Source organism: Siccibacter turicensis LMG 23730 (assembly GCF_000463155.2).
GTDB classification, from domain to species: Bacteria; Pseudomonadota; Gammaproteobacteria; order Enterobacterales; family Enterobacteriaceae; genus Siccibacter; species Siccibacter turicensis.
In genome coordinates, this window is sequence record NZ_AWFZ01000042.1 from 18862 (window position 1) to 43104 (window position 24243).

The following is a 24243-nucleotide window of genomic DNA, read 5'->3' on the forward strand; positions in this document are numbered from 1 at the left end:
CTATGTCTATCCGAAACCGCGTCATCTGGCGTGAAGGGCTGTTCATCAAGCCGCAGCATTTTCAGCAGCAGCAGCGCCACGTGGATTACACGCTCCACGCCCGTCTGAGCGCGGTCAGCGACTACTACTATGGGCTGCAGACCCTCACCATCAACGAGGAGTATCTCAACTTCGGGCGTATCGCCCTGGTGAGCGCCACCGGCGTAATGCCGGACGGCACGGTCTTCAATATTCCCGGTGACGACGCGCTGCCGCAGCCGCTGGAGATAACCGACGCCTCGGTGACCAATCAGAAAGTCTATCTGGCGATCCCGCTGGCGGTCAGCGGCGTGAACGAGGTGAGCGAGGAGGGCCAGCAGGTTTCCACTCGCCTGGCGTCCCACCGCTACGACGTGCGCGATCTGCACAGCGAGGGCGGGGACGTGGTGGCGCTCGACGTGGGCCGCGTCAGCCTGCGCCTGATGCTGGAGCGCGACGACCGCAGCGCCTACGCCTCGATGGCGATTGCCTGCATCCAGGATAAGCGCCCGGACGGCGGTCTGATCCTCGACCCGACCTTTATGCCGTGCAGCGCCAGCGTTGCGGCAATCCCGGTGCTGAAGCGCTTTCTTGGTGAATCCGCCGGGCTGGTGGCAGAGCGCGCCCGCAGCCTCTCCCAGCGCATCGCCGCGCCGGGGCAGCAGGGCGTTGCCGACGTCGCGGAGTTCATGATGCTGCAGCTGCTCAACCGCGTGCAGCCGCAGCTTTCGCATCTGGCGCGCCTCGGCACGCTGCATCCAGAGCGTCTGCACGAAGCGCTGGTGGCCTTCTGCGGCGAGCTGATGACCTTTACCGACGAGTCGCGCCTGCCGCCGGAGTTCCCGGCCTATCGTCACGACGATCAGCGCGTCAGCTTCGAGCCGGTGATGCAGGCCCTGCGCCAGGCGCTCAGCACCGTGCTCTCGCCGCGCGCCGTATCGCTCCAGCTGCGCAAGCATCCGTACGGCATCGTGATGGCGATCGTTGGCGACAGCGAGCTGATGAACAGCGCGGAATTCATCCTGGCGGTGCGCGCCCGCATGCCGCAGGAGCAGCTGCGCAAACAGCTGCTGCAGCAGACCAAGGTCGCCTCCAGCGAGAAGATCCGCGAGCTTATCAGCCTGCAGCTGCCGGGCGTCCCGCTGCTGCCGCTGCCGGTGGCACCGCGCCAGCTGCCGTATCACGCCGGCTACAGCTACTTCCAGCTCGACCGTCAGAGTCCCGCCTGGCAGATGCTGGTTATCGGCAACACGCTGGCATTCCACATCGCCGGCGAGTTCCCGGAGCTGGATCTTCAGCTCTGGGCCATTCGCGGTCAGTAATCGGGAGAGGGAACGATGAGCATCGACGTACTGAAAAACGACCACCTGGGCGAGCTGCTGTTCGACAACGCCACCCAGATGGATATGGACTCCGACTACTGGTTCCGCATGCGCGGCCAGAGCATCAATCCGATGATCGATGCCGTCACGCCGCTGCTTGGCATGGTAGGGCGCGTGCGGCAGATGAACACCTTCACCGGCGTGCCGGCGCTTTATCAGAAAGTGGTGGCAGAGATTCAGGCCATCGAACAGGAGCTGACCACCCAGGGCTACGAAACCGGCGTCATCCTGTCGTTTCGCTACATCCTGTGCACCTTCATCGATGAAGCGGTGATGAGCAAGGAGTGGGGCAGCCAGAGCGTGTGGTCGGAAAACTCACTGCTGGCACGGTTTCATAATGAAACCTGGGGCGGCGAGAAGGTGTTTGCCCTGCTCGATAAGCTGCTGGAGGAGCCGCAGCGCTACCGCGATATCCTGGAGTTTATCTGGCTGTGCCTGACCCTCGGCTTCCAGGGCCGCTATCGGGTTATCCCCCAGGGCCAGGGCGAGTTCCTGAGCGTTATCCGACGCCTGCACCACACCCTGCGTCCGGAGCCGGTGAACGCCCCGACGGTGCTGCATCTCGATCTCGGTAAGCAGGCCTCGCGCTACCGCCTGAAACGCCAGGTCACGCTGCGCACGGTATTTATCGGTATCTGCCTCACGCTGGCCGGGATTTTCGGCCTCTATCACTATCAACTCAGCCATCAAACCCAGGACGTGCTTCGTCAGTTGGGAGAATTATTAAAATAAGGAAGACACCGTGATCCGTATTGACCTGCCGGTACTTGTTGAACGCCTGAACCCCGTCTGCCGCCACATGCTTGAAGAGGCGGCGGCGCTGTGCGTCAACCATCAGGGCGCTGAGATCCGCATTGAACACCTGCTGCTGAAAGCCATCGACACGCCGCTGAGCGATGTGCGGCTGATCCTCAATCGCGCCGGGGTGGATCTGGATGAAGCAAGGACGCTGCTTCAACCCAACGAGCATGACAAAACCCTCAATCCGGGTTATCCGTCCTTTTCGCCGCTGCTGGTGGAGTGGCTGCAGGACAGCTGGCTGCTGGCCTCCGCCCAGATGCGCCACGCTCAGCTGCGCAGCGGCGTGATGCTGCTGGTGCTGCTGATGACGCCGCACCGCTATCTGGCCACACCGGTCACGCGCCTGCTGGCGAAGGTTAACCGCGATCTGCTCACCCAGCAGTTTGATGAGTGGGTGAAAACCTCTGCCGAAACCGAGGTCGTGAAAGGCGACAGCGGCGAGAGCGCGCCGGTGGCGACCGACTCCTCGCTGCTGGGCCGCTTTACCCAGAACATCACCGAGCAGGCGCGTCAGAACGCGCTCGATCCGGTGCTGTGCCGCGACGACGAGATCGACCTGACCATCGACATCCTGTCCCGCCGCCGTAAAAACAACCCGATCATCGTCGGCGAGGCCGGGGTCGGGAAAAGCGCGCTGATCGAAGGCCTGGCGCTGCGCATCGTTAACGGCCAGGTCCCGGAAAAGTTACAGGGTGTGGAGCTGCTGTCGCTGGATCTTGGCGCGATGCAGGCCGGGGCGGCGGTGAAAGGTGAATTTGAGAAGCGCTTCAAGGGCGTGATGCAGGAAGTCAAAGACGCGCCGCGCCCGGTGATCCTGTTTATCGACGAGGCGCACACCCTGATTGGCGCCGGGAACCAGGCGGGCGGGCTTGACGTCTCCAACCTGATCAAACCCGCGCTGGCGCGTGGCGAACTGCGCACCATCGCGGCCACCACCTGGAGCGAGTACAAAAAGTACGTCGAGAAGGACGCCGCCCTGTCACGCCGTTTCCAGCAGGTAAAAGTGGGCGAACCGAGCGTCGATCAGGCGACGGTGATCCTGCGTGGCCTGCGCACCATCTATGAAAAAGCCCACGGCGTGCTGATCGATGAAGCGGCGCTGCAGGCGGCCTCCACGCTGTCGGCCCGCTACATCTCCGGGCGTCAGCTGCCGGATAAAGCCATCGACGTGCTGGACACCGCCTGCGCGCGCGTGGCCATCAACCTGACCACGCCGCCGCGCGCCGTCACCCATCTGCAAACGCAGATCCAGCAGCGCGAGCTGGAGATCGCTCAGCTTGAGCGCCAGCGTCGCATTGGCCTTGGGGATCACGAGGAGCGTCTGGTCACGCTGGCCGATGAGCAGGCGCGCGACCGCACCCAGCTTGGCGAGTACCAGTCCGCCTGGCAGACGCAGCAGAGCCTGGTCGGGAAGATTGTCGCCCTGCGCGCCGATCTGCTGAGCGATGAACCCCCGGCGGAACCGGCGCAGGCCGCCGCCGAGCTGAAAGCGCTGGAAGCGGAGCTGACTGGCTTTGAGAAGAGCGCGGTGCGCCTCTCCGCCCATGTCGATGCGGCGCAGATTGCGGCGGTGATCGCCGAGTGGACCGGGGTGCCGGTCAACCGGATTTCCCAGAGCGAGCTGGACGTAGTAACGCGGCTGCCGCACTACCTCGGCGACAGCATCAAGGGCCAGGATCTGGCGATTGCCCATCTGCACAAGCACATGCTGACCGCCCGCGCCGACCTGCGTCGCGCCGGTCGCCCGCTCGGGGCGTTCCTGCTGGTGGGGCCAAGCGGCGTCGGGAAAACCGAAACCGTGGTGCAGATTGCCGACCTGCTGTTTGGCGGGCGCAACTACCTCACCACCATCAACATGTCCGAGTATCAGGAGAAGCACACCGTATCGCGTCTCATCGGCTCCCCGCCGGGCTACGTCGGTTTTGGTGAAGGCGGCATCCTGACGGAAGCCATTCGTCAGAAACCTTATTCGGTGGTGCTGCTGGATGAAGTGGAGAAAGCCCACCCGGACGTGCTGAACCTGTTCTACCAGGCGTTCGACAAGGGTGAACTCGCCGACGGGGAAGGGCGCATCATTGACTGCAAAAACGTGGTGTTCTTCCTGACCTCCAACCTCGGCTTCCAGACCATCGTTGAGTACGCCGACCGTCAGGACGGCCTGCTGGATGCGCTCTATCCTGAGCTGACCACCTTCTTTAAACCGGCGCTGCTGGCGCGCATGGAGGTCATCCCTTATCTGCCGCTGGGCCACGACACCCTGAAAGCCATTGTGCAGGGCAAACTGGCGCGGCTGGTGACGCTCCTGCAAACGCGCTTCGGCGCGACGGTGGAGATTGACGATGCGGTGCCGGAGGAGATCCTGCGCCGCGCCAACCGCAGCGAAAACGGTGCGCGCATGCTGGAGTCGATCATCGACGGGGCGCTGCTCCCGCCGGTTTCTCTCCAGCTGCTGCAACGCATGGCGGCAGGCGAGCCGGTATCGCGCATTACCTTCACCCTGAGCGAGGGTGAATTCGCCTGCGGTCTGGAGGGGTGAGTATGCAACGCGCCCTGGAGTTCGCGCTCTCGCTGACCCTGCCGGATGACGAAGCCGCGCTGACCGACTGGCTGCTGGCGGTGCTGCACAAGCACTGGCAGCCGCAGGGGGCGCTGGTGGGGCTGCCGGAGTTCAGCGGACGCCAGCTGGAGTGCCGCGGGCTTATCGGCAGTACGCCGGTTGCGCTGTCGCTGGAGGCCGACGACTTTGGGCATCCGCTCTCCTACGTGATGCTGAAAAATCAGGTGCGCATCTGGGACACGCTCTACGGCGGAGCGCGCATCGACAACGCTGCCTTTCGCCAGCTGCTGATGGATGTGGGGGCGAAGCACGGCCTGTTTGCTCTGCCCATCCCCGACGCCGCCGGAAAAATCGTCGGCGTGCTGGGGGTGTTTGACGAGGCCTCGCGCCTGTGGGCGTGGCGCAACAGCGGCGATCTGGAGCTGCTGCTCCAGGTCTACGTGCGCCAGCTTGCCCGGGTGCAGAGCCTGCGTCACAACCAGCGGGAAAGCACCCAGCTGCGCGCCTCCCTGCGCCAGATCGCCGGTGAGAGCGAGCAGCGTCGGCTCAAAACCACGCTGCTGGAGAGCCAGCTGGTGGGGCAGTCGGTACCGGCGCGCCAGCTGCGCGAGCAGATCGATCAGCTGGCAGGGCACTCCCTGTCGGTGCTGATCCAGGGGGAAACCGGGGCCGGAAAAGAAGTGGTGGCCCGTCTGCTGCACCAGTGCTCGGCCCGCGCCGATCGCCCGTTTGTCGCCATCAACTGCGCCGCCATTCCGGAAAACCTGATTGAGAGCGAGCTGTTTGGCTATCTCAAAGGGGCCTTCTCCGGCGCGCAGGGCAATAAAGAGGGGCTGGTGGCCCAGGCCAACGGCGGCACGCTGTTCCTCGACGAAGTGGGGGATATGCCGCTGCCGATGCAGGCCAAGCTGCTGCGGGTGCTTGAGACGCGCAGCTACCGCCCGCTCGGCAGCGACAAAGAGTGCCACTCCGATTTCCGGGTGCTGGCCGCCACCCATCAGCCGCTGGATGCCCAGGTGGCCGAGGGCTGCTTCCGTCAGGACCTGTTCCATCGCCTGTGCCAGAGCCAGATTCTGGTCCCGGCGCTGCGCGACCGCGCCGAGGATATCTCGCTGTTAAGCAACCACTTCATCACCGTGTTCGGCGAGCGTGAGGGCAAGCGCTTCGGCACCCTGCGTCGTTCGCTGCTGACCCTGCTGCTGGGCTACGCGTTTCCCGGCAACGTGCGCGAGTTGCGCAACCTGCTGGAAGTGGCCTGCGCCCATACCGCCGACGGTGACGACCTGGGTATCGAAGCGCTGCCGCTGGAGCTGCTCTCCCGTCTGGAAAATGACGCCCGCGTGCATGACGACGACTACAACCATATCCACGATCTGCGCCAGGCCATCAGCGACTACGAAGCCGCCGTTATCGCCGCGCGCATGCGCTACTACCAGGGCAACCGCCTGCGGGTCGCGGAGAGCCTGAACATTGCCCGGCGCACGCTGGACCATAAATGCCTGAAGCTGGAGGTGCAGTAATGAGCCTGTTCACCCTGCTGCCGCTGCTCTTTACCCCCTTTGGCCCTGCGCCGCTGGAAAAGAGCGTGCAGCAATGCCAGAAGGAGCAGAGCGCCGAACTGAGGCTGGCCTGCTACGACGCGCTGGGGCGCGTTACCGCGACCGCCGCCGCGCCGACACCGAACGAGACCGGCTGGCGGCTGGATAAAGACGCCATGAGCGGCGACATGACCCTGACGCGTCAGGCGGTGCCGGGCGCGGCGTTCAGCGTCGCCTGCCTGAACACCATCACCCATATCCGGGTGCGCATGACGCTGCCCTGGGAAGGGGAGAGCGTTACCGCGACCACCGACGGCGTCCCCGCCTCGGGCAACTGGTTTGTGCGCGACAAGGGGCGTTTGCTGGAGTTCGGGCGCGGCCTGCCGGCCATCGACGAACTGAAGCGCTGGTCGGGGCAGCATGAGCTGGTGCTGGCGAGCGCCTCCGGGCGCGAAGTGCGTATCCCGCTTACCGGCATGGGCGAGGCGCTGAAGCCTCTGCGCCAGCAGTGTCGCTGGTAGGAGGCGAGATGGAACATCGTCATCCCTGGTGCCAGCGCCTGCTGGCGACGCTGCCCGACGAGGCGCAGCGCAGCGCCATCGCCGCCGACGATCCGCTGTGGGAAAACATTGAAACCGAACTGGTGAAGCTCGGCTCGCTGGCCCACAGCCAGGTGAACCTTACCGAAGTTGCGGGCATGTGCCTGACGCTGCTCGAGAGCAAAACCAAAGATATGCGCGTGCTGGTGCAGCTGGTGCGCTGCCTGCAACACCCGGCAAAGGCCACGCCGTTCGCCACCGCGCTGATCCTGCTTGAGAGCTGGGTGGACGCGTACTGGAGCCTCGCCTGGCCCGCCAGCGCGATGCAGAAACAGCGCCTGCTGGTGCAGATGGTGCGGCGCTTCGACGGCGCGCTGGGCCGGGTCAGCGAACAGGCCTCCGCCGCCGAACTGGCGCAGCTGCTGGGCCATGCCGAGCGGCTGGAGCAGAGCCTGTTGCGCGTGGCGCCGGAGAAAACCGACCCGCTGGAGACGCTGATCCCGGCCCTGCGTCGCGCCCAGTCGCGTCAGCAGGAGCAGGCGAAGGCCGACAGCGCCCCGGCACCGACCACCGCCAGCGCGGTGGTCAGCACCCGCAGCAGCAGCGCCACCCCGGAGATCGACACCGGCAACGAACGCGCCTGGCGTCAGACCCAGCTAAAGGTGGCCGACCTCATTATTGAGCAGCAGCCCGATGCGGCGGTGGGCTACCGCCTGCGCCGGCACGCTATCTGGAGCTCCATCACCGCAGCACCGGTGGCGTCACGCGGCAACCAGACCCAGCTCGCCCCGGTGGCGGCGGATCGGGTCAGCGAGTATGAGGCCGCGCTGCCCCAGGCCGACAGCGCGCTGTGGAAGCAGATAGAGGAGAGCCTGGTGCTCTCGCCGTACTGGTTTGACGGCCATCGGCTGTCGGCGCGGGTCGCGGCGCAGCTGGGCTTCCCGGACGTGGCCGCCGCCATTGCCGCCGAGCTGGAGGCGTTTTTACAGCGGCTGCCGGCGCTGCGCGAGCTGGCCTTCAGCGACAAAAGCGCCTTCTTACCTGAGAGCGCCGCCGAGTGGCTGCGCAGCGCTCAGAGCAGCGGTGGGCAAAGCGGGCAGGGCCAGGACCTGGCGGCTGAAGTCGCAGCCTGCCGTAAAGCCCAGGGGCTGAACGCCGCCCTGGCGCTGCTGGAGGACAAAACCCGTCAGCAGTCGGAGCCGCGTGAGCAGTTTTATGCCGCCGTAATGCTGGCGGAGCTGCTGGCCGCAGAGGGCATGAAAACCCTGGCCGGGCAGCACTATTACCATCTTTTGCAGGAAGCGCACCGCCTTGGGCTGGCGCAGTGGGAACCGGGTCTGGTCAAACGCCTGGAGCGTTTTGCCAAAGCCCGTTAACAGGACTTTTTTGAACGGTAACCTATGTTAAATAAACTTATTACCTTACTGCGCCAGCAGCTTCCGAAGCTGAAACCGTCGTGGCTTCTGCTTGCCGTCGTGCTGTGGTGCGTCGTGCTGGTGCTCGCCTGGTGGCTGGGCCCACGGCTCTCCCTCGCCGGTACCCGCCCGCTGGAAAGCATCTGGGGACGGGTGGTCTTTACCGTGGTCTGGCTGTGGCTGGCCTGCGGGATCAGCGTCTGGCGCATCTGGCGCCGCATGCAGCAGCTGAAGGCGGAACGCCAGGCGCTGGCGGCGACCACCAGCGATCCGAATCAGGTCTGGATCGACAAGCAGCAGCGTTTTCTCGACGGCTGGCTGGCGGCGCTACGCACCAATCTTGGCGCCGGTTCGCTCTACCAGATGCCCTGGTATCTGATGGTGGGCCTGCCGGGCAGCGGCAAGAGCAGCCTGATGCACCGGGCGAACACCGCCAACAAGCTGAACGCCCGTCTGACCGCCGAACTGCGCGGCCTTGCCGTGGAGCAGAAGGTAGACTGCTGGCTGGGAGAAGAGGCGGTGATCCTCGATCCCAAAGGCGAACTGCTGCTGCAGTCCTCTTCGGATCTTGAGCCGGACGGCCTGCGCAACGAGCGCCTTTGGCAGCATCTGCTCAACTGGCTCAATGAGAACCGCAAGCGCCAGCCGCTGAACGGCCTGGTGCTGACTCTCGATCTGGCGTGGCTCTCTCAGGCAAGCGTTGCCGAGCGCAAGGTGTGCGCCCAGCTTCTGCGCGCGCGCCTGCTGGAGATCACCTCCACCCTTAACACCCGCCTGCCGGTCTATTTCGCGCTTACCCGTCTCGATATGCTCGACGGGTTTGGCGCCTTCTATCAGCAGCTGGACAAAGAGACGCGCCAGTCGCTGCTCGGCGTGACCTTCAGCTCTGAGAGCCAGCAGCCCCAGGAGTGGCTGAGCGAGCTGAACACCTTCTGGGATCGCTGGGTGGACGGCCTGAACGATAACCTGGCGGACAAAATGCTGCCCCATACCGGGCAGGCCGCCGCCGCGCAGCTGTTTTCATTCGTGCGCCAGCTGGCGGGGCTGAAAGACTACGTAAACGAGATCCTGAGCGATGCCCTGGTGCAGGACGACCGCAATCTGCTGCGCGTGCGCGGGGTGTATCTCAGCTCCGTCTATCAGCAGGGCGTGCCGTTTGACGCCTTTGCCCACGCGGCGATTCAGCGCTATCAGCTGCCGGAAACCATCTACCCTTCCCAGCGCGGTGAATCCAACACCTTCTTTGTGCGCGAACTGTTCAAAAGCGTGGTCTTCCCCGAAGCGCATCTGGCGGGGGAAAGCCGTCTGCATCACCTCTACCGTCGTCGTCGCATGTCTACCGGCGTGGGGCTGATGGCGCTGGGGGCGGTGGCGCTGACCGCCGGCTGGCATCATTACTACCGTACCAACGAAGAGGCGGGACGCAACGTGCTGGCGCGTGCGCAGCAGTTTATTAACGCCCGGGATGTGGAGGAGCGGGGCGGGTTTGGCGTCAGCCAGCTGCCGCGCCTGAATCTGATCCGCGAAGCGACCCTGTCGTTCGGCAACTACCGCGAGAAGGACTCCCGGCTGGCGGATATGGGCCTATACCAGGGCGACCGCATCGGGCCTTACGTGGAGGGCTCTTACCTCCAGCTGTTGCAGGTGCGCTTCCTGCCAGCCCTGATGGCGGGCCTGGAGCAGGATCTGCGCGATGCGCCGCCGTCGAGCGAGGCGAAGCTCAGCGTGCTGCGCGTGATGCGCATGATCGAGGATGCCTCGGGGCGCAACAAGCCGCTGGTGCAGCAGTACATGGCCCAGCGCTGGCAGAAGGCCTTCCCGAACCAGGGCGCGATTCAGGAGCAGCTGATGCAGCACCTGGAGTACGCCCTCGACCACACCGACTGGCATAAGGCCCGCGCCGATCGCGATGCCGAGGCCATCACTGCCTGGCAGCCGTTCGTGACCCCGGTCGCCGAGGCCCAGCGCGAGCTGAGTAAACTCCCGCTGTTCCAGCGCGTTTACCAGAGCCTGGTGCTGCGTGCCAGTGATGCGCTGCCGCCGGATCTGCAGATGAGCGACGAGGTCGGCCAGACCTTCGACAACGTCTTTGCCCTGCGCAACGACACCGCCGGCGCGGTGCCGCGCTTCTTCACCTGGCCGGGCTTCAACGATTACTTCGTGCGCCAGGATAAGACCCTGTTCGACCTCACCGCGCTTGATGCCTGGGTGCTGGGCCTGCGCGAGCGGGTACACCTGAGCGATGCCGATCGCAACGAGATCCAGCGTCAGGTAAACGACCGTTACATCACCGACTACGTCAACCACTGGCAGAAAACCCTGGCGAATATCGATGTCAAAACCTTCGATACCCCAGAGCAGGCGCTGGACGTGCTGACCACCATTACCGGCAACGAACAGCCGTTCCAGCGCGTGATCGCCACCCTGAGCGACAACACCCGCGTCCGCAAGCTGGCGGAGGAGAGCACCGAGTCGGCGCAGAATATCAATACCCGCATCGCCAGGCCGTTTATTCCTCTTAACGACACCCTGAGCGGCCGTGGTGACAGCGTGGCGCTGATTCAGGAAGTGAACCAGAAGCTGACCGACCTCTATCACTGGCTGGAGCAGATCGTGAACGCGGTGGATCCGGGTGCGGCGGCGCTGAAGGCGCTCCAGCAGCGCCAGGCCAACCAGTACTCCGACCCGGCGTTCACCCTGCAACAGTATGCCCGCAGCCTGCCGGCCCCGCTGGACCGCTGGGTAAGCCAGATTGCAGAGCAGGTCTCGGGCCTGACGGTGAACCTGGCGATGTCCTCGCTCAACGAGGAGTGGATCAGCAAGGTGGTGACGCCGTTTAACGACCAGCTGGCAAGCCGCTATCCGTTCGATCCGCAGTCCGACGAGGATGCCCCGCTGTCAGAGGTGGAGCGCTTCTTCGCCCCAGGCGGCACGCTGGACGGCTTCTACACCAGCAACCTGAAGCCGCTGGTAGACGCGGGCATGCTGGAGAGCGAGTCCGGCAGCGAGGTACAGATGGAGCTGCTGCGCCAGCTTGAGCGCGCGCAGAACATCCGCAACGCGCTGTTCAACGCCCAGGGCGGGCTGGAGTTCCACTTCGTAATGGAGCCGATTGAGCTGACCGCCAACAAGCGTCGCAGCGTGCTCAACCTCGACGGACAGCTGCTGGAGTACACCCACGGCCGCCGTCAGAAGATCCCGCTGGTGTGGCCAAACGCCATGCGTGACGGGGCGCAGAGCAAGCTGATTCTGGTGCCGGAAAACGCCGAACGTTCACCGCGCAGCCTGAGCTACGCCGGTCCGTGGGCGATGTTCCGCATGATGGACGCCAGCGCGCGCACCCGCATGAACCGCGGCTCGTTCGATGCCCGGTTCGGGGTGGACAACGGCACCATGACCTACCGCGTCTACAGCGACGAGAGCCATAACCCGTTCGCCAGCGGCCTGTTCAGCCAGTTCCGCCTGCCGGAAACCCTTTACTAATTCACCGGGGCCGCCGCGCCCCGGTTCTTTGATGGAATTTGGTTATGCACGATGCACAGCAAGCAATGAATGTAGGCCGCGACCCGCGCATGTTGCCGGAGTACGAGCGCCTGCGCGGCGAGATCAACAAGCTCAGCCACGCTTCGCGCCCGGAGATTGACTGGCAGCTGGTTCACCAGATGGCGATGATCGTCTTTGAAAAGCAGGGCGTCGATCTGCAGACGGCGATCTACTTCACGCTGGCGCGCTCGCGCCTGCACGGCCTGAACGGGTTTACCGAAGGCTGCGAGTTCCTGGCGAATCTTATCGTTACCCAGTGGGATAACTTCTGGCCGCCGGTGCATCAGGAGCGCGCCCGCATTGAGATGCTGGACTGGTTTATCGCCCGGGTCAGCGAGGTGATCCGCCAGTACAGCATCAGCCACGACGACAAGCGTTTTATCTACCGCTGCGAGCGCGCCCTGCAGCTGATGAGCGAAAAGCTGCACAACGTTGGCTTAAGTCGCGTGCCGCGCGTGGAGAACCTGATCCACTTTATCGAAGGCTATACCCACCTGTTTGATGAGACGGAGATCGTCATCGTGTCGGACGAGCAGAACCTGCATAAGCAGGATATGCAGATCCCGCCGATGGTCTATTTCCGTCCGGACAACGACAGCGCCCAACCGGGCATGGAGCAGGCAATGCCTAAAGGCAGCATTATCGTCGGACGTGAAAAGGGCGCCCTGAAGCCGACGGTGCTTAAAATCGAGGCCCATAAAAAAGCGAAGCCGGCGTGGTTCTGGTTCACCAGCGGCCTGCTGGCATGCGCGCTGCCAGTGGCGCTGTTCAGCGGCTGGTCCCACTGGCAGACGGCGGAAGCGGCACGCGAGAACGATGCCGTCACGCTGCTCGGGAAGCCCGCGCTGGCGCTGCCGGGGGCGCTGAACTTCAGTGAGCTGCGCAACATCCGCATGGCGCTTGGCGAGAAGACCCTGCGCGAGATGGAGCCAGAGGTGACCAGCAACTATCAGGCCCAGCTCACCCGCGTCCAGCAGGCCTCGCCGCTCTGGCTGTACCAGTTTGGCGACGACCTGCGTAACTCGGTGCGCGTGCTCTATCCCGATTCACTGGCGGTCAACGCCATGGACACCCAGTGGCAGCAGATGCTGCGTGCGCAAACGGGCGACCGTCGCGATGAGGCCGGCTGGCGACAGGCCAACCGCAGCGTTGACGGGCTTATCGCCGAGCTGATGGACCTGGAGCGTAAGCGCAAAACCGTCACCATCTCCTACCTGAAGTCGGCGGTGTACGACATCCAGAAAAACCTCAACCGCGACATCCCGTTTAGCGTGCGGCTGGCGCAGCTTGAGAAGCGCCAGTCGGCGCAGGAACGCATCAGTCCGACCGAGCTGAATGCCATGCTTGACGAACTGAAAGGGCTTAACACCCGCATGTACCTGCTTGAGCAGACCCGCACCGCGCCATGAGAGGAGGCAAAGTGAACCTATCACGCGTTACTCTGCTGCTGAGCGCCGCGCTGCTGGCGGGCTGCGCGGCTAACGTCGAGTCGCTGTCCGAGCACGATCTGGCGCTGGCGGCGAAACAGGGCGACCCGCAGGCGCAGTACCTCTACGCCCGCAAACTGGCGGCGCGCAAGGCGTATCCCGATGCCATGGCGCTGATGAAGCAGGTGGGAGACAAGAGCATCATATCGTCGCTTTCCCGCGAGCAGCGGGGTGATGCGGCGCGTCAGGTGGGAGACTGGTACAGCGCCGGGCTGGGTGAACCGCGCAATGAGAAGCTGGCGCGGGTCTGGTGGGAAAAAGGGTCGTCGCTGGGTAACGGTGACGCCAGCTATCGCCTGGCGCAGGCGTGCCGGGCACGTCACGGCGGCAAGCTGGAAACCGACTGTATCGACATGCTGGAAACCGCGGCCGGACAGGATCAGGCCGCGGCGCAGTACGAGCTGGCCCAGTGGCTGGCCGATCACGACGGCGCAGAGCAGGAGGGGCTAAGCTGGCTGCAGAAGTCGGCGGATCGGCAAAACCCGCAGGCGCTGTATCAGCTGGCCCAGCGCTACGAAACGGGCCAGGGCGTCGAAAAACGCGGCGATGCGGCGCAGCGGCTCTACTTCGCTGCCGCCGACAAAGGCTATGCGCCGGCGCAGCGCTGGATGGGCGAGCACACCAGCGGCAAAGAGGCCTATGGCTGGTATGAAAAAGCGGCCAACGGTAATGACGCGGTTGCGCAGCGCTGGATGGCCGAGACGTGGTTCACCGGCCGCGGAGTCGCCCGCAACGACCAGACCGGCGCGGTGTGGCTGCAAAAAGCGGTAAACAACAATGACCCGCAGGCGCAGTACCTTTACAGCCAGCGCCAGAGCGGCGATGAGGCGCAGGAGCTGTGGCTCAAGCGCTCCGCCGCAGGCGGGTACGCCGATGCCCAGTACGCGCTGGCCGGGCGCTATGCGGCACGCGGCGAAGACAAGGAGGCCCGGGATATCTGGGCGGCGCTGGCGGCAAAAGGCGACCCGCAGGCGCGGCTGGCCTACGGCGAGATGCTGCGCCTGGGCCAGGGCGGCAAAGAGGATTTCGCCGCGGCTTTTAAGCAGTATCGGCTGGCGGCTAATGCCGGGAACCGCATGGCGCAATACCGGATGGGGCTGCTGCGTCAGGAGGGGCTTGGCGCGCCGCGCAACCGCATTCATGCCTACGCCTGGTTCTCGTTGGCCTCTACCGATGGCATGAAGGAGGCGCTGGCCGCGCTCAACGATCTGGAAGCCGGCATGGAGCCGGAGGAGATTAACCGGGCGCAGAAGCTGGCGGTTATCTGGAGCAAGCGCATCGCGAAGGCTGACGGCAATACCGACGTCGAACGCGACGCGTAATCTCGTTTACGGGAAGCCGCCCGGCTTCCCGCTCTTTACCCTTGATGGATGCGGTTTTTGCTTACTGCATCGCAATGTCGATGTACCCCGCTGCAACCTGTGCGCCTCGTGCGGAACGCGTTTTCCACTCTTTCCATCAGCCGGATGTAACGGCCATTTTTTTGCTGCACACTTGCATTATAGGCTTGATGTTATATAGCCAATAACCTATATTCAAGGAGGCAAGAATGACATGGAAGATTGTCACCACTGACAGCCTGGACGCATGGCTTAGCGAACAGCATGAGGCGCACCGCGCCACCATCCTGGCAGCGCTGCTGGTGCTGCATGCCAGAGGGCCGCACCTGCCGCGACCCTGGGCCGACACGGTGTATGGTTCGCGGTACGCGAATATGAAAGCGCTGCGGGTGCAGAGCAAAGGCGACGCGTTTCGCCTGTTCTTTGCCTTCGACCCGCAGCGCTGCGGCATCCTGTTGTGCGCCGGCTGTAAAAGCAGTCACGACAAGCGGTTCTCTGACGTCATGATCCCCATTGCCGACAGGGAGTATCGGCTCCACCTGACATCACTGAAAAAGAAGGAGTAACCCATGGGCAGAATGCTGGAACAGCTGCTGGCAGATGAAAAGCCGGAGGTGGTAGCGGCCGCGCAGGCACAGGCGCAGGATATGCTGCTGAATATTCATCTCGCGGAGCTGCGTGAGCAGGTCGCGAAAACCCAGGTTGAGATGGCGGAGCGGCTCGGCGTAAAGCAGCCCACCGTGGCCGGGATGGAGAAGCCAGGGCGTGATATCAAACTTTCCACCCTCAAGCGCTATGTTGAAGCGGCAGGGGGCAAGCTGCGGCTGGACGTCGAACTGCCGGACGGCTCCCACTACGGCGTCACGCTCTGAGCATCAGGCGGCTCAGCCCCGCTCGCTCTGCGCCTCTCCGTCAATTAATTTGAACCATTATGTTAAACAAATGGCATTTATTCTTCGCAGCGATCGGGGGAGAGTAGGGTATCTGAAACAGACAACGCGCGGGCACGGCGCCGTTTCCCCTGACGCGCCTGCAACGCCCGCCCTGAAAGCAGGATACGCATCATGAAAAAGATAGGCTTTTTGTCATTTGGCCACTGGACGCCGTCCCCGCAGTCCGCCACCCGTACCGCGGCTGACGCGCTGCTGCAATCCATCGATCTGGCGGTCGCCGCAGAAGAGCTGGGGGCCGACGGCGCCTATTTCAGGGTGCACCACTTCGCGCGTCAGCTCGCCTCGCCGTTCCCGCTGCTGGCCGCCATCGGTGCAAAAACGCGCCATATTGAGATTGGCACCGGCGTTATCGACATGCGCTATGAGAACCCGCTCTATATGGCAGAGAGTGCGGGCGCGGCGGACCTTATCGCCGGGGGGCGTTTGCAGCTCGGCATCAGCCGGGGGTCGCCGGAGCAGGTGATTGATGGCTGGCGCTACTTTGGTTATGAGCCTGCCGCCGGGGAAAATGAATCTGACATGGCGCGCCGCCATACGGAAAGGCTGCTTGAGGTGCTACGCGGGGAAGGCTTTGCCAAACCCAACCCGCAGCCGATGTTCGCCAACCCGCCCGGTCTGTTAAGGCTGGAACCCTGGTCTGAAGGGCTACGCGAGCGCATCTGGTGGGGAGCAGGCTCCAACGCCACGGCGGTGTGGGCGGCGAAGCTGGGGATGAATCTGCAGAGTTCGACCCTGAAGGATGATGAAACCGGCGAGCCGTTCCATATTCAGCAGGCGCAGCAGATCCGCGCCTACCGCGCCGCCTGGGCAGAGGCAGGGCATACCCGTACGCCACGCGTGTCGGTGAGCCGCAGCATCTTCCCGCTGGTGGACAGCCGGGACCGCGCATGGTTTGGCGGCAGCCGGGACGACAGCGACAAGGTCGGATTCCTGGACGAGAAAACCCGCGCCATCTTTGGGCGCAGCTATGCCGCCGAGCCGGACCAGCTTATCGAGCAGCTTAAGCAGGACGAAGCCATTGCCGAAGCCGATACCCTGCTGCTGACGGTGCCAAACCAGCTCGGCGTGGAGTACAACGTGCACGTGATTGAGTCCGTGCTCCGGCACGTTGCCCCGGCGATGGGGTGGCGCGACTAGCCAGTCGCAACACAGCAAAAAGCCCGCTTATGTTGCCATAAGCGGGCTTCTTAAATGTGGCTCCTCTGACTGGACTCGAACCAGTGACATACGGATTAACAGTCCGCCGTTCTACCGACTGAACTACAGAGGAATCGTGTGAACGGAGCGAATAGTAGCGGGGGCCCAGGAGCTTGTCAAAGCCCGATTCATCTTCGCGAAACTGTTTGCCGACAATTTCAACAACCATGCCCTTTTCTTATCGCTGCGCACCGTTCTGGTGCAGGCCTACCCCTAATGGGGCATATCCCGACCTGATATTTCCCTCATAAATCGGACCTTCTTATTAGAATCTCTTATTATCCAGCCTGTTAGCGGGGTTTAGCCAGCCTCCTGAAAACTGGCAAGCATCTTGCAATTCTTCCTGTGACATGACTGCCGGCGTTGGCATCGGCATTCCGAACAGGAGGCAATACATGAACTTAAGACGGCTGAAATACTTCGTAAAAATCGTCGATATCGGTAGCCTGACCCAGGCCGCTGAAGTGTTGCATATTGCGCAACCCGCCCTGAGCCAGCAGGTTGCCACCCTGGAAGGGGAGCTGGATCAGCAACTGCTGATCCGCACCAAACGCGGTGTTACCCCAACTGATGCGGGCAAAATTCTCTATACCCACGCGAGGACCATTTTACGCCAGTGCGAGCAGGCGCACATGGCGGTGAGCAACGTGGGGCAAACCCTGAGCGGCAAAGTTGCCATTGGCCTTGCGCCCGGCACCGCGGCCTCCTCTATTACCATGCCGCTGCTGCAGGCGGTGCGCGCCGAGCTGCCAGACGTGCTGGTTTATCTGCACGAGCATAGCGGATCGTCCCTCAATGACAGCGTGCTTAACGGCCAGCTCGATATGGCGGTGCTCTACGAGCGCTCGCCCACCGCCGGCATCAACAGCCAGCCGCTGTTAAAAGAGGATCTCTACCTCGTTGGCACGCGGGATTGTCCGGGTCAGGTGGTGGAGCTGTCGGCGGTCGCGGAGATGGATCTGTTCCTGCCGCGTGATTACAGCGCGGTACGTAAGCGCGTGGACGAGGCGCTGGCGCTGCGCCGACTGACGGCGAAAATCGTCGGTGAGATTGAGTCGGTTTCCACCCTGACGGCGGCAATCGCCAGCGGGATGGGCGTGACGGTGCTGCCGGAGTCCGCGGCGCGTTCGCTGGCCGGGACCGCTAACGGCTGGATGGCGCGTATCACCACGCCGTCGATGAATCTCCCGCTGTCGCTGAACGTATCGGCGCGCATGCCGCTCTCGCCGCAGGCGCAGGCGGTAAAAGAAATTCTTATGTCACTGGTGACGCGGCCGTCGCTTGAAAATCGTGAATTGATGCTGGTCAGCTAAGACGTGCTGACAGGTGCAGGGCGAGAGTGGCTCGCCCGGTACCTGGCAGGGAAGAGAGGACGTGCTGTCGTTGGCATACGCGCGAGTCGTTACAGCGCCTGAGACAAACACGAGGTAACGCAGGCCTGCCCGCTGCGGGCAAACCTGCCGTCATCAACGAACCAGATGTAAGAAGTGCAGGTGCTTTTCGTACTGATCGAGAATATCGTGAATGATCTGCTCCTGAGTCCAGCTCATCACGTCATAGTCCTGACCGCCCTCTTTAAGGTAGACCTCCGCACGATAATACTTCTGCTCCTCGCTACGCTCCTCGTCGGCCATGCCTACCAGCGCAAAGGTCGGTTGCAGATAGGGACGAAGCCGAACCTCATAGACAAAATTCAACTCCTCGCCGAGATTCACTTCGAAACGAATACGATCTTCGGCAGAGTCATCCGTGGAGGACGCGGTATTTTGCTTCGTCAGCTCCGCTTCCACCATTTTCATGGCCGGTAAAATCACCTCGCTCATAAAACGCCTTACCTGAGAGCGTTTCGGGAAGTAGGCAATATTACGCAACCGACGCTGCCAGGAGATGGGATTGCGCGCCGCAGTCGGGGCAATGGTGGTGATCTGCTTACTGTCGCGTTTATAGGCATCGATTTTCAGCGCTTTTAACAGGCCGTAAATCGAAATAAGCAGGATCACCGAGAACGGCAATGCACTGGCTATGGTGACAGTTTGCAGGGCTTTCATTCCACCCGCCAACAGCAGCGTGATGGCAACGAAGCCCATCATAGAGGCCCAGAAAACACGTTGCCAGATGGGCGTGCGGTCTGAACCGCCAGAGGCCAGCGTATCCACCACCAGCGCGCCGGAATCGGCTGAGGTGACAAAGAACACCACCACCATCGCCATCGCGATACACGACAGGACGCTGCTGAACGGGAAATGCTCAAGGAAGTTGAACAGCGCCAGCGTCTGATCGCTCTGCACGGTTTGCGCCAGGTCCTGCGCCCCCTTTTGCATAATGAGCCAGATTGCGCTGTTACCAAAAAAGGTCATCCACAGCAGCGTAAAGCCGGTCGGGACAAACAGCACCCCGGTCACGAACTCCCGGATGGTTCGACCGCGGGAGACGCGGGCGATAAACATCCCCACGAACGGAGACCAGGCAAGCCACCAGCCCCAATAGAAGAGCGTCCAGCCGCCTAACCAGCTGCTTGATTTTGGTTCATACGCGTAAAGATTGAAGGTTTTCGTGACGATCTCGGAGAGATAGCCGCCGGTGTTTTCCACAAAGGATTTCAGAAGCAAGACGGTTGGCCCCAGTGCGCCCACTAATATCAGCAGCAGCACCGCCAGCCCAAGGTTAAGCTCCGACAGGATACGAATCCCTTTATCGAGACCCGACACAACGGAGAGCGTAGCCAGCGCCGTGATCGCGACGATAAGAATTACCTGCATGGTTTCGTTTACCGGCAGACCAAACAGGTGATTGAGGCCCGCGTTGACCTGGAGCACACCGTACCCCAGTGACGTGGCCACCCCAAGCACGGTGCCGATAACCGCAAACACGTCCACGGCGTGCCCAATCGGGCCATAAATCCTGTCGCCAATAATGGGATACAGGGCGGAACGCAGCGTCAACGGCAACCCGTGGCGGTAACTGAAAAAGGCCAGTATCAGGGCGACGATGGCGTAAATGCCCCAGGCATGAAGGCCCCAGTGGAAGAACGTGATGCGCAACGCCTCTTTGGCTGCCTGCACCGTTTCGGGGGTTCCGGTTGGCGGCGACATGTAATGCATCACCGGCTCCGCGACGCCGAAAAACATCAGCCCGATTCCCATTCCAGCAGAGAACAGCATGGCGAACCAGGAGACGTAGCTGAAGTCCGGCTCCGCATGATCCGGGCCCAGCTTGATATCGCCGTAGCGGGAGAGACCAAGGTACGTCACTGACAATAAGATTAACGCGACGGCCAGAATATAAAACCAGCTCGCATTGGCAAACAGCCCGGTCTGCAGGGCGCTCAGTTGACGATCGGCCTGGTCGGGAAACAGCGCGGCGAACAGGACTAATACAAAAATCAGCGTGGCGGACGTATAAAAGACAGGGGCATTAATCTGGCTGCGTTTAACATTATTTTCAGGAGCAGTTTGACTCATAAGATACCTTGAGTGAATGGCGAGGATATACCCAGTATGGACAAAAAACGTCAAACTACATTTAAACAACAACGACACGCTGATAAAACGCGCTTTACAATTTTGCGGCTTAACCGCCAAAGGCGCGATGAAACGCCCGTTAGCCATGACGCACCCTGGCTCCACGCCTGTTGCTTTGCTGCCCCTCTCACATCGTTAGTCGCCGCGTTATTCCTATAAGTAATAAAATGCAGGTTTTTATTATTTGTTAACCACAACGCCACACTTTAACAATAGGGCCATGTCAGACAGGCCCCGGGGGCGATGTGAACTTCCAGCAGCTAAAAATAATCCGCGAGGCGGCACGGCGGGACTACAACCTGACCGAGGTCGCTAACATGCTCTATACCTCCCAGTCCGGCGTCAGCCGTCATATCCGCGAGCTGGAGGAGGAGCTGGGGATTGAGATTTTTATCCGCCGCGGCAAACGGTTATTAGGGATGACCGAACCGGGAAAGGCGTTGCTGGTGATTGCCGAGCGTATTCTGAACGAAGCCAGCAACGTGCGGCGGCTGGCGGATCTGTTCACCAATGACGCGTCGGGCGTGTTAACCATTGCCACCACCCACACCCAGGCGCGGTACAGTCTGCCCTCGGTGATCAAGGAGTTTCGCGTGCTGTTCCCGGACGTCCGGCTGGAGCTGATCCAGGGCACGCCGCAGGAGATAGAAGCGCTGCTGCAGAGCGGTACCGCGGATATCGGGATCGCCAGCGAGCGTCTGAGCAACGACCCGACGCTGGTGGCCTACCCGTGGTTCCGCTGGTATCACAGCCTGCTGGTACCGCACGATCATGATCTGGCCCAGGCAACAGCGTTGACGCTGGAAGATATCAGCCGCTGGCCGCTGATTACCTACCGGCAGGGAATTACCGGGCGTTCACGTATCGACGAAGCGTTCCAGCGTAAAGGCCTGAGCCCGGACGTGGTGCTCAGCGCCCAGGACTCTGACGTCATTCGCACCTATGTGGAGCTGGGGCTGGGCATCGGGCTGGTTGCGGATCAGGCCAGCGGCGACGAGGCGGGGCATCTGGTGCGGCTGGATACGCGGCACCTGTTTGATGCCAATACCGTCTGGCTGGGCCTGAAGCGCGGTCAGCTGCAGCGTAACTACGTGTGGCGCTTCATCGAACTCTGCAACCCCTCGCTGTCGGTAGAGGAGATCAAGCGTCAGGCGCTGGAGCCCGGCGAACCGGCGATTGACTACCAGATCTAACATCAGCCCGCGCACTGCGGGTTTTTTACGTCTGCTTATTTGTACCATGGCTGTTACACGCCCCAGACGCCAGTCCGGGCGTCGCCCCTGCACGGTATGAGCATTTATTTATTAAATGAATCACGGATGTATTGTTTTCAAACTAATAAGTTTGGTAACGAATGGAATAGCGGTTGTTTTTCATCTCCCCGTAAAATGGCTATTTAATCTGTAACGTCTCGTGTGAATAAACGGCGCTATGCGGTTTTTATATTCCCGGTATCAATGTGGTAGCCATTAATTATTTTTAATATGGATATTCATGTAAATTGGCGCGTAATTGGTTAAGGGCTGCAGTCTTAATTTTTGATTAAATTGTTACACGTCAGAAATATTTATTTTCAAAAATAAAGACGGCTTCTGGCAACGCAATATGGCTACTTCGCACGTCTCACGCGGAAACGGATATTTACTGAAAACCGGGTTTCATAAAAAAGGGGTAAAGCAGGGGCGAAACCAGTCATTAAAATTTACATTTACCTGGTCTCCATTCCTTGTTTACGTCTCTATCCGGCGTAACATTTTGGCCGTAACTCACTGTTTTACTCATTTTATTCATCGCTGCTGGTGCGGCGAGGCCCTGGCTGGAAGATGTATCAGCGGTATCCGGTCATCTGCCGCCTGTAGCACGCTATATGAAGGAACATTGCATGTCCGGTTCATTCCAGGAAGAAATACCCAAAGCCCGCATTAATCTGAAATTAAATCTGCACACCGGTAACGCCCAGAAAAAAGTTGAGCTGCCGCTTAAATTGCTGGTGGCAGGCGACTTCAGCAACGGTAAAGAGCAGCGTCCGCTGTCCGAACGTGAAAAAATTAACGTCAATAAAAATAACTTCAACAGCGTGCTGTCGGAGTTTTCTCCCTCGGTGAATATTGCCGTCGAAAATATCCTTGCCGGCGACGGCAGCGAAGAGAACGTGACGCTCAGCTTTAAAGAGATGAAAGACTTTGAGCCGGAGCAGGTCGCGCGTCAAATTCCTCAGCTTAAAGCGATGCTCGCCATGCGTAGCCTGCTGCGCGATCTGAAATCCAATCTGCTGGACAACGCCACATTCCGCAAAGAGCTGGAAGCCATCTTGCGCGATCCCGCATTGAGTAACGAACTCCGGGCGGAAATTGCTGCCCTGGCCCCGAAAGCCTGACGGAAAACATTAAGGAAAATGCTGATGTCTGTACAGAATGAAACCGCCGTATCCACGGGTGAAACACGGGTGCACGACGCTGCCGCGCCAGAAGGGGTCTACGCCTCGCTGTTCGAAAAAATCAATCTCAAGCCTGCGTCAGGGCTGAGCGACCTTAACGTCTGGCAGGACGAGGCCGCGATGGCCGAGGCGGACACCAATGAGCGCATTACCGCAGGCGTGCAGGTGTTTCTGGAGCGCCTGCGCCAGTCGGGGCAGAAGGTGGAGAAGCTCGATAAAACGCTTATCGACCATCACATCGCGGAGCTGGACTGGCAGATTAGCCGCCAGCTGGATGCCGTAATGCACAGTGACGCGTTTCAGAAAGTTGAAAGCCTGTGGCGTGGCCTCAAGCATCTGGTGGACAACACCGACTACCGCCAGAACGTGAAAACCGAGATCCTCGACATTGCCAAAGACGATCTGCGTCAGGATTTTGAAGACGCCCCGGAGATTATCCAGAGCGGGCTCTACTGGCACTCCTACACCAGCGAATACGACACCCCCGGCGGTGAGCCCATCGCGGCGGTGATTTCGGCCTATGAATTTGACGCCTCCGCACAGGACGTCGCCCTGCTGCGCAATATCTCTAAGGTATCTGCCGCCGCACACATGCCGTTTATCGGCTCTGCCGGCCCGAAATTTTTCCTCAAGGACTCCATGGAAGAGGTGGCGGCTATAAAGGATATCGGTAACTACTTCGATCGCGCCGAATACATTAAGTGGAAGTCCTTCCGTGATACCGACGACGCACGCTATATCGGCCTGACGATGCCGCGCGTGCTGGGCCGCCTGCCTTATGGCCCGGACACCGTACCGGTGCGCAGCTTCAACTATGTGGAAGAGGTTAAAGGCCCTGACCATGAGAAATACCTCTGGACCAACGCCTCGTTTGCCTTCGCGGCCAATATGGTTAAGAGCTTTATCAATAACGGCTGGTGCGTGCAGATCCGCGGCCCGCAGGCGGGCGGCGCGGTGCAGAACCTGCCGATTCACCTCTACGATCTCGGCACCGGCAACCAGGTAAAAATCCCATCCGAAGTGATGATCCCGGAAACCCGCGAATTTGAGTTCGCTAATCTCGGTTTTATCCCGCTGTCGTACTACAAAAACCGCGACTACGCCTGCTTCTTCTCGGCGAACTCCACCCAAAAACCGGCCCTGTACGACACGCCAGACGCTACGGCCAACAGCCGCATCAATGCGCGTCTGCCGTACATCTTCCTGCTGTCGCGTATCGCGCACTATCTGAAGATCCTGCAGCGCGAAAACATCGGCACCACCAAAGATCGCCGACTGCTGGAGCTGGAGCTGAACACCTGGGTGCGCGGGCTGGTCACGGAAATGACCGATCCCGGCGATGAGCTGCAGGCGTCTCACCCGCTGCGTGATGCAAAAGTGGTGGTAGAAGACATCGAGGACAATCCGGGCTTTTTCCGCGTGAAGCTCTATGCGGTGCCGCACTTCCAGGTAGAAGGCATGGATGTGAACCTGTCGTTGGTTTCCCAGATGCCTAAAGCAAAAGCATAAGGCAGG

General features: G+C 61.4%; 17 protein-coding genes and 1 tRNA gene. 16 read left to right on the forward strand and 2 right to left on the reverse strand.

All coding sequences use genetic code 11. From position 1 onward, the window contains the following. The first annotated feature begins 2 nt into the window (after positions 1-2). The 12 genes from tssK (at position 3) to DW58_RS12180 (ending at position 16710) form a co-directional block, all read left to right on the forward strand. Positions 3-1340, forward strand: a complete 1338-nt coding sequence (tssK, locus tag DW58_RS12125) for a type VI secretion system baseplate subunit TssK (RefSeq protein WP_024550216.1) — start codon at positions 3-5, stop codon at positions 1338-1340. A 15-nt stretch (positions 1341-1355) separates the two neighbouring features. Continuing rightward, positions 1356-2132 carry a type IVB secretion system protein IcmH/DotU gene (gene icmH / locus DW58_RS12130; RefSeq protein ID WP_029696743.1) on the forward strand — a complete coding sequence of 259 codons (777 nt, stop codon included), beginning with the start codon at positions 1356-1358 and terminating at the stop codon, positions 2130-2132. A gap of 10 nt (positions 2133-2142) precedes the next feature. Then, positions 2143-4737, forward strand: coding sequence for a type VI secretion system ATPase TssH (tssH, locus tag DW58_RS12135; protein ID WP_024550218.1), 2595 nt, complete (start codon positions 2143-2145; stop codon positions 4735-4737). A gap of 2 nt (positions 4738-4739) precedes the next feature. Further along, positions 4740-6278 (forward strand): sigma-54 interaction domain-containing protein, encoded by a 1539-nt coding sequence (locus DW58_RS12140; RefSeq protein ID WP_024550219.1) that lies wholly within the window; start codon positions 4740-4742, stop codon positions 6276-6278. Next, complete coding sequence (locus DW58_RS12145) at positions 6278-6817, forward strand: type VI secretion system-associated protein TagO (protein WP_024550220.1); 540 nt, start codon at positions 6278-6280, stop codon at positions 6815-6817. Before DW58_RS12140 ends, DW58_RS12145 begins: the two co-directional genes overlap by 1 nt. 8 nt (positions 6818-6825) lie before the next feature. After that, positions 6826-8211, forward strand: coding sequence for a type VI secretion system protein TssA (gene tssA, locus DW58_RS12150; protein ID WP_029696662.1), 1386 nt, complete (start codon positions 6826-6828; stop codon positions 8209-8211). A gap of 24 nt (positions 8212-8235) precedes the next feature. Further along, on the forward strand, positions 8236-11733 hold the full coding sequence (gene tssM, locus DW58_RS12155; protein ID WP_024550221.1) for a type VI secretion system membrane subunit TssM: 3498 nt from the start codon (positions 8236-8238) through the stop codon (positions 11731-11733). 44 nt (positions 11734-11777) lie between these two features. Next, the gene (locus DW58_RS12160) at positions 11778-13202 is read left to right on the forward strand and encodes a VasL domain-containing protein (RefSeq protein ID WP_024550222.1); all 1425 of its coding nucleotides are present in this window, start codon (positions 11778-11780) and stop codon (positions 13200-13202) included. Between the two features lie 11 nt (positions 13203-13213). Continuing rightward, the gene (locus tag DW58_RS12165; protein ID WP_235047739.1) at positions 13214-14602 is read left to right on the forward strand and encodes a tetratricopeptide repeat protein; all 1389 of its coding nucleotides are present in this window, start codon (positions 13214-13216) and stop codon (positions 14600-14602) included. A gap of 227 nt (positions 14603-14829) precedes the next feature. Next, positions 14830-15186: a type II toxin-antitoxin system RelE/ParE family toxin gene (locus DW58_RS12170; protein ID WP_024562604.1), complete on the forward strand. Its 357-nt coding sequence runs from the start codon at positions 14830-14832 to the stop codon at positions 15184-15186. 3 nt (positions 15187-15189) lie between these two features. Next, a complete protein-coding gene (locus DW58_RS12175) occupies positions 15190-15492 on the forward strand; it encodes a helix-turn-helix domain-containing protein (protein WP_024548078.1) in 303 nt (100 codons plus the stop codon). A gap of 192 nt (positions 15493-15684) precedes the next feature. Further along, complete coding sequence (locus DW58_RS12180; protein WP_024548077.1) at positions 15685-16710, forward strand: LLM class flavin-dependent oxidoreductase; 1026 nt, start codon at positions 15685-15687, stop codon at positions 16708-16710. 57 nt (positions 16711-16767) lie between these two features. On the opposite strand, the gene DW58_RS12185 is transcribed toward DW58_RS12180, so the two are convergent. After that, positions 16768-16843, reverse strand: a tRNA-Asn gene (locus DW58_RS12185). A gap of 322 nt (positions 16844-17165) precedes the next feature. On the opposite strand from DW58_RS12185, the gene nac reads away from it, so the two are divergent. Next, positions 17166-18083, forward strand: coding sequence for a nitrogen assimilation transcriptional regulator NAC (nac, locus tag DW58_RS12190; protein WP_024548076.1), 918 nt, complete (start codon positions 17166-17168; stop codon positions 18081-18083). A gap of 153 nt (positions 18084-18236) precedes the next feature. Here nac and DW58_RS12195 read toward each other — a convergent pair whose 3' ends face one another. Next, a complete protein-coding gene (locus tag DW58_RS12195) occupies positions 18237-20231 on the reverse strand; it encodes a BCCT family transporter (protein WP_024548946.1) in 1995 nt (664 codons plus the stop codon). Between the two features lie 305 nt (positions 20232-20536). On the opposite strand from DW58_RS12195, the gene cbl reads away from it, so the two are divergent. From cbl to tssC, 3 genes are all read left to right on the forward strand, one after another. Beyond that, a complete protein-coding gene (gene cbl, locus DW58_RS12200) occupies positions 20537-21484 on the forward strand; it encodes an HTH-type transcriptional regulator Cbl (RefSeq protein WP_024548945.1) in 948 nt (315 codons plus the stop codon). A 689-nt stretch (positions 21485-22173) separates the two neighbouring features. Continuing rightward, a complete protein-coding gene (gene tssB, locus DW58_RS12205) occupies positions 22174-22668 on the forward strand; it encodes a type VI secretion system contractile sheath small subunit (RefSeq protein WP_024548944.1) in 495 nt (164 codons plus the stop codon). Between the two features lie 18 nt (positions 22669-22686). Then, positions 22687-24237, forward strand: a complete 1551-nt coding sequence (gene tssC / locus DW58_RS12210; protein ID WP_024548943.1) for a type VI secretion system contractile sheath large subunit — start codon at positions 22687-22689, stop codon at positions 24235-24237. Positions 24238-24243: the final 6 nt, after the last annotated feature.